The organism is Magnetospirillum fulvum (assembly GCF_900108475.1).
Classification (GTDB): domain Bacteria; phylum Pseudomonadota; class Alphaproteobacteria; order Rhodospirillales; family Magnetospirillaceae; genus Phaeospirillum; species Phaeospirillum fulvum_A.
Window position 1 is genome coordinate 236,410 of the sequence record NZ_FNWO01000003.1, and the last position, 15,692, is coordinate 252,101.

Consider the following 15,692-nt stretch of genomic DNA (forward strand, 5'->3'; position numbering starts at 1 on the left):
AGGTCAGGCGGAATTGGCGGCAAGGGTAGAGCGGCGATAGCGCGGCCAGGGAGGCCGGACCAGAACCCACGACCCCAGGGCGATCGGCAGCAATACCACAATATAGATCGCCGGGGTGAAGACCAGATTGCCGGTGGCGAGGTTGGTTGCCCCCAGCGCCGCCGCCTGGACCGCGATCATCAGCCCGATCGCGGTCATAATCGGCTTGATTTGCCCCCGACGGTCGAAGCCCGAGGTCAGCAGCACGGCGGCGGCGATCAGGGCGAAGCCCAGCGGGTACAAGGGTGACGTCAGCCGCGAATGGAGCTCGACCCGGAAGCGGCGGAACTCGTTGGGGCCGATCTCGGATTCGTCGATCGTGAACAATTCGACCATGTCGCGTTCGCGGGCATCACGGTAACGCTCGCCCTTGGCTCCCGAGGCGGCGGCGAAATCGACGGTGTAGCTGTCGAAATGGAGCAGCGACAGCCGCCCGGTGCCGGGCGGCACTTCCTGGCGGTTGCCGTTGATCATCAGCACCCGCGGGCCGTTTTCCGTCATCACCAGCGCGCCGCGCTCGGCCATCATCGTCACCGGGCGCTGCGGGTTGCGGGTGTCGTGGACCAGGATGCCCGACAATTCGCCGGAGGGGGCGCGGGAGCGGACATAGATCGTCAGTCCGTCGCCGAATTTGTTGAAGGCGCCTTCCTGCAACAGCACGGTGCCGATATCGTTGCGGATCGTCCATTGCATCTCGTGGAAGTCGCGCACCGTCAGCGGGATCAGCCAGCAGGTCAGCAGATAACCGAGCGCGGTGACGAACCCGGCCAGCAGCAGAGCCGGGCGGGCCAAGGCGACGTGGCTAAGACCGGCGGCGCGCAGCACCACCAGTTCGCGGTCGGCGATCAGGCGGTTATAGGTGAACAGCACCACCGCGAACAGCGAGACCGGAACGATCACGACCAGGAAGCCCGGCATCAGCATCAGGGTCAGTTTGAGGAAGGTGAGGATGGACAGACCCTTGTTGACGATCATCTCGATGAAGCGCAACGACTGGGTCAGCCAGAGGATGCACGCCAGCGCGATGGAGACGAATAGCATCCCCACCACCATTTGGCGCAGCACGTAGCGTGTAATTCCCGACATCGCGGGGGATTATAGACATCCCCCGCGATGTCGAACAGCGAAACTGTTCGCTTTAGACCGTGATGCCCTAAATGTGCATCACGGTCTAACCTTCATCATTTTCCCTCGCCGGGCGCATGCCTCCGCATGCTTGGCCGCGCCCGCAATGGGCGCTGGAGCGTCGCGCCTCAGTAAAGCCGCGCCGCTTTAGAATCCGTCAACCGGAAGGGCCATCACGCTGTCGGCTCCGGCGGTGACCAGGACGTCCAGACCGGCGGTCCGAGGCAGAATCTGCTCGGCGTAGAACCGCGCCGTGGCGATCTTGGCGGTCAGGAACGGCGTGTCGGTGTCTCCTTGGGCCAGCCGCCGTTGCGCCGCCAGCGCCATCCGCGCCGTCATCCACCCGCCCGCTGTCAGCGCGATCAAGTCCAGGAACGGCGTTGCCGCCGCTCCGGCCAGGCAGGGATCGTCGCCCTGATGGGCCAGAACCCAGGCGACGGTATCGGCGCAGCGCCCGGTCGCCGCCGCCAGTTCGATCCGCAGCCGGGCCAGATCCTCGCCGCCCTGTTCGGCCAGATCGGCCTCGGCGCGACGGAATTCGGCCAGCAGCACCTCCATCGCCTCTCCCTTGTCGCGGATCAGCTTGCGGCCGATCAGGTCGAGCGCCTGGATGCCGTTGGTGCCTTCATAGATCGGCGCGATCCGGGCATCGCGCAGATGTTGGGCCACCCCGGTCTCCTCGACAAAGCCCATCCCGCCGAACACCTGGACCGCCAAATCGGCGACCAGAACCCCGTTGGCGGTGCCCCACGATTTGACCACCGGGATCAACAGATCGACCAGAGCATGGGCGGCGGCGCGTTCGGCCTTGTCGGGCGCGTGGCGGGCGATGTCGATTCGGGCCGCAGTGAAATAGGTCAGGGCGCGGCTCGCCTCGACCAGGGCGCGCTGGGTCATCAGCGACCGCCGGATGTCGGGATGGTGGATGATCGGGCCGGGGGCGTCGCGGCCGGGGCCGGTCCCCTGTATCCGTTCGCGGGCATAGGCGACCGCCTTCTGGGCGGCGCGTTCGCCGATCGCGACGCCTTGCAGGCCGACGGAGAGGCGGGCGTTGTTCATCATCGTGAACATCAGGGCCAGACCCTGGTTTTCCCGCCCGACCAGGGTGCCGATCGCGCCGTCATCCTCGCCGAACGCCATCACGCACGTCGGGCTGCCGTGGATGCCCAGCTTGTGTTCGAGCTTGATGCAGGAAACGTCGTTGCGCTTGCCCAGGCTGCCATCGGGATTGACCAGGAATTTCGGCACCACGAACAGCGAGATTCCCTTGGCCCCGGCAGGGGCATCGGGCAGACGGGCCAGCACCAGATGGATGATGTTTTCGGCGGCGTCGTGTTCGCCCGCGGTGATGAAGATTTTCTGGCCGGTGATGCGGTAGCGGTCGCCGTCGCGCACGGCGCGGGTGCGCAGCGCGCCGACGTCCGAACCCGCGCCGGGTTCGGTCAGGTTCATCGTCCCGGTCCAGACGCCGCTGACCAGTTGCGGCAGATACAGGGCCTTTTGATCCGCCGTGCCATGAATCGACAGCAGTTCGACCGCGCCCTGGGTCAGCATCGGGATCAGTCCGAACGACATGTTGGTGGCATGCCAGATTTCCTGCACCGCCGTCGCCACCAGCCAGGGCAAGCCCTGGCCGCCGAATTCGGGGTCGAACGGCACCGCGTTCCAGCCGCCATCGACAAAGCGGCGATAGGCGTCGGCGAAGCCGGTGGGCAGACGGACCTTTTCTCCCTCCAGCACGCATCCCTCGCGGTCGCCGACCGGATTTAAGGGGGCCAGCACGCCAGCACCGAACCGGCCGGCTTCTTCCAGCACCGCGCCGACCAGATCGGACGTTGCCTCTTCATAGCCGGGCAGGGCGGAGATGCGGTCCAGCGCGCCGATCTCGTCGATGGCGAAGGCCATATCGCGAACCGGAGGAGTGAAAGTGGGCATGAAGGTCTTCCTGCTTTACGGTTTTTCGTTCCGATAAGATTGGCCGTAAAAGGGGCCGTGACGTCAAGGGCGACGACGGAATAGGGGTATGCGCCAACGGAGATAAGACAGATGGTGGAAACGGAAAAGGGGGCGGAGATGAATCCGCCCCCTTCCCAATCCTGGTCCGACTTTGCCGGTCGAACCGTCTATTTCCGTCCACCCTTGGCATCGGCCAGCGGCAGGGCGACATAGCGCAATTGCTGCGGGTTCTCGACCCGGAGCAACAGCGAGCGGCTGCCCGCCTTGCGTCCATCCTCGACCGCCTTGGCCAGATCCTGCGGCAGACGGATCGGCTTGTGATCGGCCTCGATGATCATGTCGCCGGGACGCAGTCCCTTTTCCGAGGCGAGGCTGTCGCCCTTAACGTCGGTGACGACGATACCGGTGGATTCTTCGTCCAGCCCGAACCGTTCGCGCAAGGCCGGGGTCACCGGCGACACCGTCAATCCGGTACCGGTGATCACCTGACTGCCTTCCTTGGGCTGGGCCGGCTTCTGGTTGTCGCCCTTGGTCCGGGCCAGCTTTTCGGCCGGGTCTTCGGGCATTTCGCCGACGGTGCCGTTCAGGGTCAGCTTCTTGCCGTCGCGCCAGACCACGATCTCGACCTTCTTGCCGATCGGAGTGCTGGCGACATGGCGGGGCAGGCGGCGCATCTCGGTGATGTCCTTGCCGTCGAAGCGCAGCACGACGTCGCCGTTCTTCAGTCCGGCCTTCTGGCCCGGTCCGTTGGCGTCGATCGAGGCGATCAAGGCCCCGTGCGAGTCGGGCAGGCCCATCGTTTCAGCCATGTCGGAATCGAGCGACTGAATCCGCACGCCCAGCCAGCCGCGGCGGACCTTGCCGGATTTGCGGAGATCGTCGATCACCGGCATCGCCAGCGCCGCCGGAATGGCAAAGCCGATCCCGATCGACCCGCCCGACGGTGAAATGATCGCCGAATTGATCCCGATCACCTCGCCCTTCATGTTGAACATCGGGCCGCCGGAATTGCCCCGGTTGATCGGCGCGTCGGTCTGGATGAAATCGTCGTAGGGACCGGCATTGATGTCGCGGGCGCGGGCCGAGACGATCCCGGCGGTGACGGTGCCGCCAAAGCCGAACGGATTGCCGATCGCCAGCACCCAATCGCCGACGCGGGCGTCGTCGGAATTGCCGAAAGCGACGGCGCTCAACACCTTTTTGCCCGGATCGATCTTCAGCAGGGCGAGATCGACCTTGGGGTCGCGGCCGACGACGGTGGCTTGAAACACGCTGTCGTCATTCAGCTTGACGCTGATTTCGTCGGCGTCGGCGATGACGTGGTTGTTGGTGACGATGTACCCGGCCGGATCAATGATGAAGCCCGAGCCGAGCGAATTGGCCCGACGCGGCGGCGCGTCGGCCTGACCGCCCTGGCCGCCGCCCTGCTGCCGCTCCATGAAGTCGCGGAAGAATTCCTCGAGCGGGGAGCCGGGCGGGAATTGCGGCATTTCCATACCGCCATGGGGGTTGCGGACGGTCTGGGTGGTCGAGATGTTGACCACGCTGGGCAACAGCTTTTCTGCCAGGTTGGCGAAGCTGTCCGGAGCCCCCGCCGCCGGAGTGGCGGCGGGGATCAGCAGGACAAACAGCCCGAGCACCGCCGCGACCAGCGACAGCGGGGCGGCGGGTCTGACGGAGAGCCCGACTCGCGCCAAGTCGTGTTTCTTATGGACGAACACGGATCGAAACCCTCCTGTTGAGACTGGATCGGCGGATCAAAGGGTTAGCGCCGCCCGCCCGGACCGTTGCTCATCACCCGCAGGAACTCGTTGTCGGGCGACAGAACCAGGGTGGTGTTGCCGTCGGCAAGAGCCTCGCGGTAAGCCTGAAGCGAGCGGTAAAGGGCGAAGAATTGCGGGTCCTTGCTGAACGCTTCGGCGAAGATGCGGTTCGCTTCCGCGTCGCCCTGGCCGCGTTCGATCTGGGCCTGACGCTGCGCTTCGGCGAGAAGAACGGTCCGTTCGCGGTCGGCGCGGGCACGAATCTGCTGGCCCCATTCGTAGCCCTGAGCACGGGCTTCCTTGGCCTGACGTTCGCGTTCCGACTTCATGCGGTCGTAGATCGACTGGCTGGTCTCTTCCGGCAGATCGGCGCGGCGCAGGCGGACATCGACGATCTGAAGCCCCAGTTCCTGGTCAGCCCGCTCGGCCACTTCGTGCTGGATCTGGCTCATGATGTTGGCGCGTTCGTCCGACAACAGCGATTGCAGCATCACCTGACCCATCACCCGGCGCATCGCCGACGAGACGATCTGGGCCAACTGGGCGCGGGCCTGGGTCTCGGTGCGGACCGACTGATAGAATTTCAGCGGATCGGCAATCCGGAAGCGGGTGAAGGTATCGACGACGATTCGCTTCTGGTCGCCCAGGATGATCTGCTCGTCGGGCGGATCGAGCGCCAGCAGGCGGTTGTCATAGCGGACAACGTCCTCGATGAACGGAATTTTGACGTGCAGGCCGGGGTCTTTGATGGTGTCCCGATGGGCACCCAGACGCAGCACTAGGGCCTGTTCGGCCTGATTGACGACGAACAGAGAGGACCCGACCAGGATCAGGATAAAGATCCCGGCGACGAGGGCGATCGGCAGAGCCCGGTTCATTTCGCGCCTCCGGCGGTCTTCTTGAGTTCAGGCAGCGGCAGGTAGGGCAGAACCCCCTGCGATCCTTTCGACGACGGGTCGATGATGATCCGGTTCGATTTCTTCACCACTTCTTCCATCGTTTCGATGTACAGGCGGCGGGCGGTGACGTCCTCGGCCTGCTTGTAGGCCCCGAGCACGGACAGGAAGCGTTTCGCGTCACCCTGGGCCAGATTGACCACCTGCTCACGGTAAGCCTGGGATTCCTGAACCAGCCGTTCCGCCTCGCCGCGGGCGCGGGGAATGATGTCGTTGCGATAGGCTTCGGCCTCGTTGCGGGCGCGTTCCTGGTCGGCGCGGGCGCGCTGGACGTCGTTGAAGGCGTCGATGACCGCGCCGGGCGGATCGACCTTCTGCAACTGGACCTGCTGGATGTGGATGCCGGCACCATAGGCGTCGAGCAGACGCTGCAATTCTTCCTGGGCCTGGATCGCGATCAGTTCGCGCTTGTCCGACAGGGCGGCCTGGATCGGATTGCGGCCGATCACTTCGCGCAGGCTGCTTTCCGCCGCTACCTTGACGGTGTTTTCCGGGTCGCGGACGTTGAAGAGGAACTTGCCCGCGTCCTTGATCCGCCAGAACACCGCCGCGTCGGCCTCGACGATATTCTCGTCGCCGGTCAGCATCCGGCTTTCTTCGGGGACGTTGCGGGCGATCGCGTTCCGCTCGATCCGGGTTTCGCCGCCGGAGCGATAGCCCAACTGCAATTGGTTGACCTTGGTCACCTTGGGCAGCAGAACCGCCTCGATCGGATAGGGCAGGCGGTAATGCAGCCCCGGCTCGGTGGTATCGACCCACTTGCCAAAGCGCAGCACCACGCCCTGTTCGTCCGGGCTGACCTTGTAGATGCCGGTGGCACCCCAGGCGGTCAGCGCCGCGACCAGGGCCACCGCGACGATTCCGCGTCCGCCGAAATTATTGCCCGGCATTGCCCGACGCAGCATCTCCTGGCCACGGCGGATAAAGTCCTCGATATCGGGACCGGGGCCGCCGCCAGATGGGCCGCCGGGCCGCCCCCACGGGCCGCCGCCGCCATTTCCGCCGCCGCCGCCCCAAGGGCCGCCATCGCCGCCGCGCGGATTCCATGCCATCAATTGTCCCCTTGTCGCTGTCCCTGCATTGCGGAAAACCGGTTCCGCCTTCGGAAGATAGGGGAGCTTTGGCTTTGGCGCAACGCGAGGTCGTGTGCTTTTTTCCCCTTGCGGTTCCCCCTTATCCCCGGCACCGGGGACTTTGCAAAGGGTCTGGCGGGTGCCATATCTGAGCGACGGAGGTGGTTGCCGCCGTTATTTCCGCCCGGCAGTCGGGCATCAACGTCCGCCGGGGGATTTATGGCCGAAGTTTCCGAACACCAGATTACCAAGGTTTTGTCGGGTCTTGCCGATCCTGATGGCGGCGGTGACATCGTTGCCCGTGGCCGGGTTGCCGGTCTGTCGGTGCAGGGCGGCCGGGTTGCGTTTGCCTTGTCCGTCACTCCCGAGCGTGCCGAAGCGTTCGAGCCGCTCCGCGCCGCCGCCGAGGCTGCCGTGCGGGCATTGCCCGGCGTTGTTTCGGTCGCGGCGGTGCTGACCGCCGAACGTCAGCCCGTCGCGTCGGCTCCGCCCGCCGCCCCGGCCAAGCTGCTGTCGGGTATCCGGGCGGTGATCGCGGTGGCATCGGGCAAGGGCGGCGTCGGCAAATCGACCACTGCGGTCAATTTGGCGCTCAGTTTCGCCGCGATGGGCCTGTCGGTTGGTCTGTTCGATGCCGACGTGTTCGGCCCCTCGCTGCCGCGGATGCTGGGGATCGACGGCAAGCCGGACAGTTCCGACGGCAAGATGATGCAGCCGATCCGCCGCTTCGGGCTGGAATGCATGTCGATCGGCTTTCTGGTGCCTGAGGATTCGCCGGTAGTGTGGCGCGGGCCGATGGTCGCGGGTGCGTTGGAGCAATTGATGCGCGACGTCGCCTGGGGGCCGCTTGACGTGATGGTGATCGACATGCCGCCCGGGACCGGTGATACCCAATTGACGATCACCCAGCGGGTGGCGCTGGCCGGGGCGGTGATCGTCTCGACCCCGCAGGATATCGCCTTGATCGACGCGGCCAAGGGGCTGGCGATGTTCCGCAAGGTGGGCGTGCCGGTGCTGGGGATCGTCGAGAATATGAGCTATTACGTCTGCCCGAACTGCGGCGACGAGGCCCATCTGTTCGGCCATGGCGGAGCCAAGGCCGAAGCCGAGCGGTTCGGCGTCGATTTCCTGGGCGAATTGCCGCTCGACATTGCGATCCGCCAGGGCGGCGATGCGGGCCAGCCGATCGTGCTGGCCAGTCCCGACGGCCCCCACGCCCGCGCCTATCGCGCCATTGCCGAAAAGGTCTGGGCGACGGTCGGCGGCTAGACTTCGCGTCAGGCCAACGCTTGCCCGCGGAGGATCGCGGCGCGGTCTGCCTCGGACAGGGCGGCGGCGCGCAGCCCGTCGAGGCCGGGGGAGAGGGCGAGGGCCGGGCTGTCGCTGCCATAGACCAGCCGGTCGGCGCCCAGCGTCTTGGCGGCCAGGGTCAGTCCGTCTGCCCCGAACGAGGCGGTATCGACCAGGATGCGGCGGGGCCGCCCGTCGGCCCAGGCCGGGGGTAGCTCCATCCGGTCGGCGGTGAGCGCGATCCGTTCCGCCAACAGGGCCAGGGTGCCACCCAGATTGGCGACCCGAACCTTGGCGTCGGGATAGGGATCGAGCAGATCGCTGTATTCGAGGGTGATCGCCGCCTGGGTCAGCGCATCCTGGAAGCCCACGGCGCGGCGACGGATCATCGCCAGCGGATCGTCGCCTCCGGTGGGCAGCGGGTGGCCCGAGCGCGGGCCGGGATGGACGAAAATCTGGGTTCGTAGCTGGTGAGCGACGGCCAGAACCGGGGTGAGGGAACGGGCGAGTGTCTCGTCGGCGAAAGCATCGGCGGGCAGCACGCCGCCCTCCAGTCCGTATTCATCGACAGCCTGCTCCAGCATTCGCGCGGCGAGGGCTGGGTCTCCGCTGGGCAGGCAGGCCAGACCGCCGAAGCGTCCGCCCGATTGCGCGCTCACCCGGGCCAGGCCGCGATTGGTGGCGGAGGCGACCGCCTGCTCGATCTCGGGGGGCAGGCAGGCGGGAAAGATCCCGGCCACCACCGCCAGCGACAGGATTTGCCGATCCACTCCGGTCCGGTCCATCTCGTTTCGGCGGCGGTCGAGGTCGAGTTGGGCCTCTTTGAGCGACAGCCTCCGTCCGTCGCCGATGTCGAACCACCGTTGTCCTGCCGGGTCGGCGACGATCCGGGGCGGTTCGGTCCGGGCCGCGAGCACCGCGATCGCCTCGGGCGGGAGCCAGTGGGCGTGCCAATCGACAATTGCGGGCGCGGCGTGCATCAAGGGACTCCTGGGGGGCTGGGGGCATGTTGGTGGTGACGCGGATTGCGCCGGGGTCCGGGGCGGCTATAATGCCTTATTCCCCCACAGCTCGGCGAGACGGGGTGTGCCGTTCCGGCGCAACCTTTCGCCTGATGCGCTTTCCGCAAGGATAGTATTTCCCTCGATGTCACTGGCCTTCGAAATCGCCGTCATCGTCTTTCTTGTCCTGTTGAACGGCGCTTTCGCCATGTCGGAAATGGCGATCGTGTCGTCGCGCCGCCAGCGTCTGGCGTCGCGGGCCGCCGAAGGCAGCCGGGGGGCCGCGCTGGCGCTGCGGCTGGCCGACGATCCCGGCCGGTTCCTCTCTTGCGTCCAGATCGGCATCACTCTGGTCGGTATTCTCGCCGGAACTTATTCCGGCGCGACCCTGGCCGGGCATCTGGCGCTGTGGCTGGCCGAGTTTCCAATGTTGGCCCCGGTGGCTGACGCGCTGTCGATCACCGTGGTGGTCAGCCTGATCACCTATGCCTCGCTGATCGTCGGCGAATTGGTGCCCAAGCGGATCGCCTTGTCGAACCCGGAGCGGATCGCCGCCCTGGTCGCGCCGACGATGATGCTGATGGCGACGATTGCCTCGCCGGTTGTCTGGCTGCTGGAGGGATCGACCCGGCTGGCGCTGCGGCTGCTGGGGGTGAGTGGGGCCAACGCCGCGACGGTGACCCAGGAAGAGGTGCGCGAGATGGTCGCCGAGGGCACCGAGGCCGGGGTCATCGACCCGCGCGAGCAGGAGATGATCTCGGGCGTGCTGCGCTTTGGCGACCGGCGGGCGCGGGCGATCATGACTCCGCGCGGTGAAGTGGTGTGGATCGACCTGGAATGGGAGCCGAAGCGGATCGAGGCGATCGTCCGCGAAAGCCCGCATTCGCGCTTCCCGGCCTATCGCGGTACTCTCGACGACGTCGTCGGCGTGATCCAGGCCAAGGATTTGCTGGACGGCTTCATGTCGGGCAGCGGCTTTGACCCGGTGGCGGCGGTGCGGCCAATCGAGGTGGTGCCCGACACCGCCCCGGCGCTTCAGGTGCTCGACGTGCTGAAACGCTCGCGCATTCATATGGCGCTGGTCGTCGATGAATATGGCGAGGCCGAGGGGATCGTCACCGCGACCGATATCCTGCTGTCGGTGCTGGGGACCCTGGCCGAACATGGCGAGGATTACGAAGGCCGCATCACCCGGCGCGAGGACGGTTCGTGGCTGCTCGACGGGGATGTTGCCGTCGATATGGCGGCCGAGCGGACCGGGTGTCGGGTCATGAGCGGTGGTGAGAGCGATTTCACCACCGTCGCGGGCTTTGTGCTGTGGCGGCTACGGGCGATCCCCGAGGCCGGGGATCATTTTATCGATAATGGCTGGCGGTTCGAAGTAATCGACATGGATGGACGCCGGATCGACAAGGTTTTGCTCGCCCGGGTTGGTGCCGAAGAGGGAGACCCGGGATGAGGGTGGCGATGCGGTGTGTTGCAGCGGTTTGGGGGCTGGCCCTGACCGTTCTGCCTGGGGTTGTTTTCGCGGCCGATCCCGCCGCTTTGCCCGATCTGACCGGGCATTGGGTCGGACTGGTTGGATTGGGGCTGTTCGTACTGGCCTATGCCCTGGTGATCGCCGAGGAATCCACCCACCTGCGCAAATCGAAGCCGGTGGTGGTCGCCGCCGGGCTGATGTGGACCCTGCTCGCGGTCGAACTGGCCCGGCGCGGCCAGTCCGACGCGCTGACCGCGGCGGTGCGCCATGTCTTCCTCGAATATGCCGAACTTTTGCTGTTCCTGCTGGTGGCGATGACCTATGTCAACGCGCTCGAGGAACGCCGGGTGTTCGATGCCCTGCGCTCGAAGCTGGTGCGGTCGGGCTTTGGCTATCGGGCGCTGTTCTGGCTGACCGGTATCCTCGCCTTCTTTCTCTCCCCGGTGGCCGACAACATGACGACGGCGCTGGTGATGTGCGCGGTGGTGCTGGCGGTCGGGCGGGATCAACCGCGGTTCACCACCCTCTCTTGCATCAATATTGTCGTCGCCGCCAATGCCGGGGGCGCGTTCAGCCCGTTCGGCGACATCACCACCCTGATGGTGTGGCAGAAGGGCGTGGTGCCGTTCGCCGACTTCTTCCACTTGTTTCTGCCCGCCGTCGCGACCTTCGTGATTCCGGCGCTGCTGATGCATCCCGCCTTGCCGTCGGGCGCGCCCAATGCGCGCGGGGCGGCGGTGGTGATGCTGCCGGGGGCGCTGGGGATCGCCGCTTTGTTCGGGGTGACCATCGCGATCACCGTTACCTTCCACTCGGCGCTGCATCTGCCGCCGGTGATCGGAATGATGAGCGGGCTTGGTTTGCTGCAACTGTATTCCTATACGCTGCGCAGCCATTATCGCCGCGATCCCACCCGGACCGAGTGGAATTTCGACGTGTTCGAGCGCATCTCGCGGCTGGAATGGGACACGCTGCTGTTCTTCTACGGGGTGATGATGTGCGTCGGCGCGCTCGGCCTGCTCGGCTATCTGTCGCTGACCTCGCACCTGCTGTATGACCAGTTGGGGCCGACCAGCGCCAATATCGCGATCGGCGTGCTGTCGGCGATCTTCGACAATATCCCGCTGATGTTCGCGGTGCTGACGATGAACCCCGACATGGGGCTGGGGCAGTGGCTGCTGATCACCCTGACCACCGGGATTGGCGGCAGTCTGTTGTCGATCGGGTCGGCCGCCGGTGTCGCTTTGATGGGTCAGGCGCGGGGGATCTATACCTTTTCCGCGCATCTGCGCTGGAGTTGGGCGGTGGTGGCCGGGTATGCCGCCGGAATCCTGGTTCACCTCTGGCTCAATGCCGACCTATTCTGATGTTCTGACGGCGGAAATCCCGACCATGGCGCTTGACGCCGGGGGACGTCGGCGACACAGTGGCAGGCGCTGGGATCAGTGGAAGGTTATCGTCCGGGGAGACGGTGGCCGGCATTTCCATTTGGACGGGAGGCCGGGGGCCTCCGGACGGGCTTTTTTTGGGGGGTCAGATGCGCAAGCTGGAAATCAGGAGCGTTGAGGAGGCCGAAACCGAGGCAGGTGGCCTTGTCCCGGCTCTGTCCCGGGCTTTGGCCGCCGTCACGGTTCTGGACGGCACCGTGACGACGTCGGAATATCTGTGTTTGGTCGAAGCCGCCACTGCGCTGGCCGACCAGTCCGAAGACCCGGCGATGCCCGCCGCGATCGCGCTTCGGGCGCTGGCCGCGCCGGAAGGGCTCGAAATCGCCCTGCGCCGGTTGAGAGAGGCTGCGCGCGGTCAGGAAGAAGAAGTCCGCCGCGCCGGGTTCGAGGTCGCTCTGCCGCTGCTGCGGGTCAGCGGCGACGATGCCCAAGACACCGCTGCCCGGTTCGCCGCCGCGCTGGGCCTTGAGGTCGATATCGAGTCGCTCGGTATTGCCGCTCCGGTCCGCCTCCGTCGCCGCTCGTCCCGGCCAAGCCCGTTCAGCCGACTGGTCAACCGGCGCGAGGACGAACGCCTGCTGGCGATCCTCGCCGTTGCCCAGGCTCATGGCCACACCGCTCTGGCCCGTTCGGTCGGCGAGCAACTGGCCGAGGGCAACACCAATCTGGCCGCTTTGCGCGCCTCGATCGTCGAGCTTTCGCCCCGGATCGAGGCCCAGGTCGAGCGGTTGTCGGCCCAGCGCGAGGCGCTGGGGCCGCAGCGCCAGCTGGCCGAAATCCTGTGCCAGTCGATTGCAGCCAACGTCCGCCAGATCGAACAGCGGCTGGCGGCGATGATCCGGCGGATCGACTTCCAGAAGGAAACCTTTCGCGAGGACGTCCGCACCTTCCTCGACGATCCCGCCAACGGGGTCGATCTGGTGGTGCGCGAACTGATGTTCCAGGACGATCCGCTCGACCGTGATATCTGGGACAGCTTCGCCAATAGCGGCCATGGCCGCGCGGTTCAGCTTCGCTATGGCGAGTTGCAGCGCCGCTATGAATCCCAGATCACCCTGCTGAAGGAAGAGTTGATGCAGTTCCGCGAGGAACTGATCGCCAATCGCACCACCTTCATGAAGACGATTGATCCCAAGCGCAGCGCCAGTCTGGCTCTGCCCTCGACGGCAGGTAGCGTCGTCGAAGCCGATCCGATTCACACCCGTCCGTTCGGTCGCAACACCAGTCCGTCGATCCGCCGCGAATCCTGGCTGGGCCAGAATCTGCCCCGGCTGTTCGAGTTCGGCGATCTGCTGGCCAACATCGTGCTGGTCGTCGGCGCCCTGGTGATCTGCGTCGGGGCCTACGAAGTGCTGCTGGAGGCGCTGACGCTCCAGGATCTGGCACCAGAGGCGCTGACTTTGGCCGCCGCCTTGGGGGCGCCGATGTTGCTGGCGGGGATTTACAAATGGTTGGCCAGCCCGGAAAAACGCCGGATTCGCGCGGCGCGTCGCCGCCGTGCCCGCATCCTGACCCGGCTGGATGGGCTGATGGCCGACACCGTTACCACCCATGACCGCATTCTCGACGGGGTGGTCGAGGAATTCTTCTCCGCCGCCGAGCAATGCCTGTCGCCGCTGGTTCACTCGACCCAGCGGACTCTCGACGTCACCGTTCTACAGGATCGCTGGATCGAACGGTCGGCGCGGGCGACTCGCGACAGCCTCAAGGTTCTGTCGGCCTGATTTGAGCCGGTCGGGCAATGGCGCGGGGCTCTCGCGCTGTTGTCCGACCGTGCGTCCGGTGCGGGCGTCAGCGCGGCCGTTTGCGCCATTCAGGCTGTAGCGCGGTTTCGCCACTTCGCGCCGGAGCCAGAGGCGGCCGCAAGTAAACCGCAATCAATTCCAAGTAAGGCCGCGCCGGCAACAGGAATTCGACGATTGCCGAAACCAGGGCGGTCGCGGTCGGCGGTGTTTCCAGCCTGAGGTCGGTGCCGAGCAAAATCCGACCCTGGGCCACCCGCAGCCGAGCCCCCGCCAGCGACTCGTTGGCGACGGCGCAGATGCGGGCCAGACCGGCGCGGGCCTGGGTCGATTCGGCGGAATAGGGCATCGGGCCGACATCGCCGACGACGCGGAGGGTCACGCACCCATGATCGACCTCGACCCGCCCGGCGAAGCGAATGTCACGGTAATGGAAGTCAAATTGGGTGGTCCCGTCGGCGAGCGGGAGGGCGTTGCCGCTTCCGTCGCGCAACACCGAACCCGGGTCGATCGGCAAAGCCCATCCTCCAGACCCTAAACTCATTATTTTCGTCATGCCCACCTACGTTACGAGCCCCAAAGCCCTTACTATGCATGCTGTTTTTCGGGATGAAAATCCAAAAGACCGGGTGTATAAGGTGCCATGTCCCGACGCATCCGGCGGGATACATGATCCGGAGGGGTGGAAATGGCCGAGGAAAATTCACTGACCAAGTACCTGTCGTTCCCCGTGAACCGTGAAGGGTGGCTTTTCATTGCGCTCTTCGCCGTGGTGGCGTGGGTGCTGGGTCAGATTTGGGGGTTGCTGGGGTGGCTGGGATTCTTCGCTACCGTTTGGAGCGTCTGGTTTTTCCGTGATCCGGAACGCGTGACCCCGTCTCGTGACGGTGTCGTCGTGAGCCCGGCTGATGGTGTGGTCAAGACCGTCGCGACCGTCGCGCCGCCGGCCGAACTGGGCCTGGGCGACAAGCCGCGGGTGCGGGTGACCCTGCTGCGTAATCTGCTCAATGTACATGTCAATCGCGTCCCGGTCGAGGGCAAGGTCACCAAGACCGTCGAGGTCGCCGGTGTTTTCGAAGACGCCTCGCGTGACGCTGCCGATTCCGAGAACGATCGTCTCGGTGTTGTCGTCGCTGCTGCCAACAACCGCCCGGTCGCCGTCGTTCAGGTTGCCGGTCTGGTCGTTCGTCACATCAGCAACGATCTGGTCGAAGGCCAGCCGGTCAAGGCCGGTCAGCGCGCCGGTATCTCCCGCTTCAGCCTCGATCCGATCAAGGATCTGGTGAAGCGTTTCAAGGGCGAAGCTTCCGCCGAAGCGAAGGATGCCGCCAAGGCGTCTTCCAGCTTCTCGCTCGGCCAGCTGGTTACCCGCGTTGACGTCTATCTGCCCGAAGGCGTGGCGGCGACCGTGGCTCCCGGCCAGTCGATCATCGCCGGCGAGACGGTTCTGGCCGAACTCGCTTAAATCGAACCCGGCCCGGCGGGTGGGGCCGGACCGGATGTCGGTCGTGTGGGGGTCGCGTCTCCACCCGACCGGCGCAGGGGGCTCGAAACGACTGCCCTAGGGGGGCACTCTTCATCGGGCAACCGGCCTTACGATTAAGCCTGAATGACCCTCCTTCGTTCCTCGCGAACGGGGGAGGGTTTCCTGCCCGGCGGGGCCGATCACGTAAGGGGGGAGTTATGTCCCGCAAAAGTGGAAAAAACCACCAGGGCGGCGATACGTCCGCTCTGTCCAAGACCAAACCTGCCGCCGCCAAACCGGCTGGCGCAGAGTCTGCCGCGCCGAAGGCTGCGGCCACGCCCAAGCCCGCCGCTG

Annotated in this window: 12 protein-coding genes; 5 read left to right on the forward strand and 7 right to left on the reverse strand. The window is 65.8% G+C overall.

Going from position 1 to position 15,692, the window contains the following annotated elements:
- Nucleotides 1-3: 3 nt before the first annotated feature.
- From lptF to hflK, 5 genes are all read right to left on the reverse strand, one after another.
- A complete protein-coding gene (gene lptF, locus BLW40_RS05065; RefSeq protein WP_074766179.1) occupies nt 4-1,125 on the reverse strand; it encodes an LPS export ABC transporter permease LptF in 1,122 nt (373 codons plus the stop codon).
- Between the two features lie 186 nt (nt 1,126-1,311).
- Nucleotides 1,312-3,099, reverse strand: a complete 1,788-nt coding sequence (locus BLW40_RS05070) for an acyl-CoA dehydrogenase (RefSeq protein ID WP_074766181.1) — start codon at nt 3,097-3,099, stop codon at nt 1,312-1,314.
- Nucleotides 3,100-3,287: 188 nt separating this feature from the next.
- Nucleotides 3,288-4,841 (reverse strand): DegQ family serine endoprotease, encoded by a 1,554-nt coding sequence (locus tag BLW40_RS05075; protein WP_074766183.1) that lies wholly within the window; start codon nt 4,839-4,841, stop codon nt 3,288-3,290.
- A gap of 44 nt (nt 4,842-4,885) precedes the next feature.
- Entirely contained in the window at nt 4,886-5,761 is an 876-nt protein-coding gene (hflC, locus tag BLW40_RS05080) for a protease modulator HflC (protein ID WP_074766185.1), read from the reverse strand.
- Entirely contained in the window at nt 5,758-6,891 is a 1,134-nt protein-coding gene (gene hflK / locus BLW40_RS05085) for an FtsH protease activity modulator HflK (RefSeq protein WP_074766187.1), read from the reverse strand. The genes hflC and hflK overlap by 4 nt, the downstream gene beginning before the upstream one ends.
- Nucleotides 6,892-7,131: 240 nt before the next feature.
- Between hflK and BLW40_RS05090 the strand changes: the two genes are divergently transcribed.
- Entirely contained in the window at nt 7,132-8,181 is a 1,050-nt protein-coding gene (locus tag BLW40_RS05090; protein WP_074766189.1) for an Mrp/NBP35 family ATP-binding protein, read from the forward strand.
- Nucleotides 8,182-8,189: 8 nt separating this feature from the next.
- On the opposite strand, the gene BLW40_RS05095 is transcribed toward BLW40_RS05090, so the two are convergent.
- A complete protein-coding gene (locus BLW40_RS05095) occupies nt 8,190-9,182 on the reverse strand; it encodes an amidohydrolase family protein (RefSeq protein ID WP_074766191.1) in 993 nt (330 codons plus the stop codon).
- 166 nt (nt 9,183-9,348) lie between these two features.
- Between BLW40_RS05095 and BLW40_RS05100 the strand changes: the two genes are divergently transcribed.
- From BLW40_RS05100 to BLW40_RS05110, 3 genes are all read left to right on the forward strand, one after another.
- Nucleotides 9,349-10,662: a hemolysin family protein gene (locus BLW40_RS05100; RefSeq protein ID WP_074766193.1), complete on the forward strand. Its 1,314-nt coding sequence runs from the start codon at nt 9,349-9,351 to the stop codon at nt 10,660-10,662.
- 8 nt (nt 10,663-10,670) lie between these two features.
- Complete coding sequence (gene nhaD, locus BLW40_RS05105) at nt 10,671-12,050, forward strand: sodium:proton antiporter NhaD (protein ID WP_074766196.1); 1,380 nt, start codon at nt 10,671-10,673, stop codon at nt 12,048-12,050.
- A 170-nt stretch (nt 12,051-12,220) separates the two neighbouring features.
- The gene (locus BLW40_RS05110) at nt 12,221-13,855 is read left to right on the forward strand and encodes a hypothetical protein (protein ID WP_074766198.1); all 1,635 of its coding nucleotides are present in this window, start codon (nt 12,221-12,223) and stop codon (nt 13,853-13,855) included.
- A gap of 67 nt (nt 13,856-13,922) precedes the next feature.
- On the opposite strand, the gene BLW40_RS05115 is transcribed toward BLW40_RS05110, so the two are convergent.
- Nucleotides 13,923-14,390: a hypothetical protein gene (locus BLW40_RS05115; protein ID WP_244511059.1), complete on the reverse strand. Its 468-nt coding sequence runs from the start codon at nt 14,388-14,390 to the stop codon at nt 13,923-13,925.
- Nucleotides 14,391-14,561: 171 nt separating this feature from the next.
- Here BLW40_RS05115 and BLW40_RS05120 point away from each other — a divergent pair, with 171 nt between their 5' ends.
- A complete protein-coding gene (locus BLW40_RS05120; protein WP_074766202.1) occupies nt 14,562-15,338 on the forward strand; it encodes a phosphatidylserine decarboxylase in 777 nt (258 codons plus the stop codon).
- The last annotated feature ends 354 nt before the right edge of the window (nt 15,339-15,692 follow it).

Coding starts and splice junctions, on each gene's coding strand:
- lptF (WP_074766179.1), bottom strand. CDS start 1,125: ATGTCGGGAATTACACGCTACGTGCTGCGCCAAATGGTGGTGGGGATG.
- BLW40_RS05070 (WP_074766181.1), bottom strand. CDS start 3,099: ATGCCCACTTTCACTCCTCCGGTTCGCGATATGGCCTTCGCCATCGAC.
- hflC (WP_074766185.1), bottom strand. CDS start 5,761: ATGAACCGGGCTCTGCCGATCGCCCTCGTCGCCGGGATCTTTATCCTG.
- hflK (WP_074766187.1), bottom strand. CDS start 6,891: ATGGCATGGAATCCGCGCGGCGGCGATGGCGGCCCTTGGGGCGGCGGC.
- BLW40_RS05090 (WP_074766189.1), top strand. CDS start 7,132: ATGGCCGAAGTTTCCGAACACCAGATTACCAAGGTTTTGTCGGGTCTT.
- BLW40_RS05095 (WP_074766191.1), bottom strand. CDS start 9,182: ATGCACGCCGCGCCCGCAATTGTCGATTGGCACGCCCACTGGCTCCCG.
- BLW40_RS05100 (WP_074766193.1), top strand. CDS start 9,349: ATGTCACTGGCCTTCGAAATCGCCGTCATCGTCTTTCTTGTCCTGTTG.
- nhaD (WP_074766196.1), top strand. CDS start 10,671: ATGCGGTGTGTTGCAGCGGTTTGGGGGCTGGCCCTGACCGTTCTGCCT.
- BLW40_RS05110 (WP_074766198.1), top strand. CDS start 12,221: ATGCGCAAGCTGGAAATCAGGAGCGTTGAGGAGGCCGAAACCGAGGCA.
- BLW40_RS05120 (WP_074766202.1), top strand. CDS start 14,562: ATGGCCGAGGAAAATTCACTGACCAAGTACCTGTCGTTCCCCGTGAAC.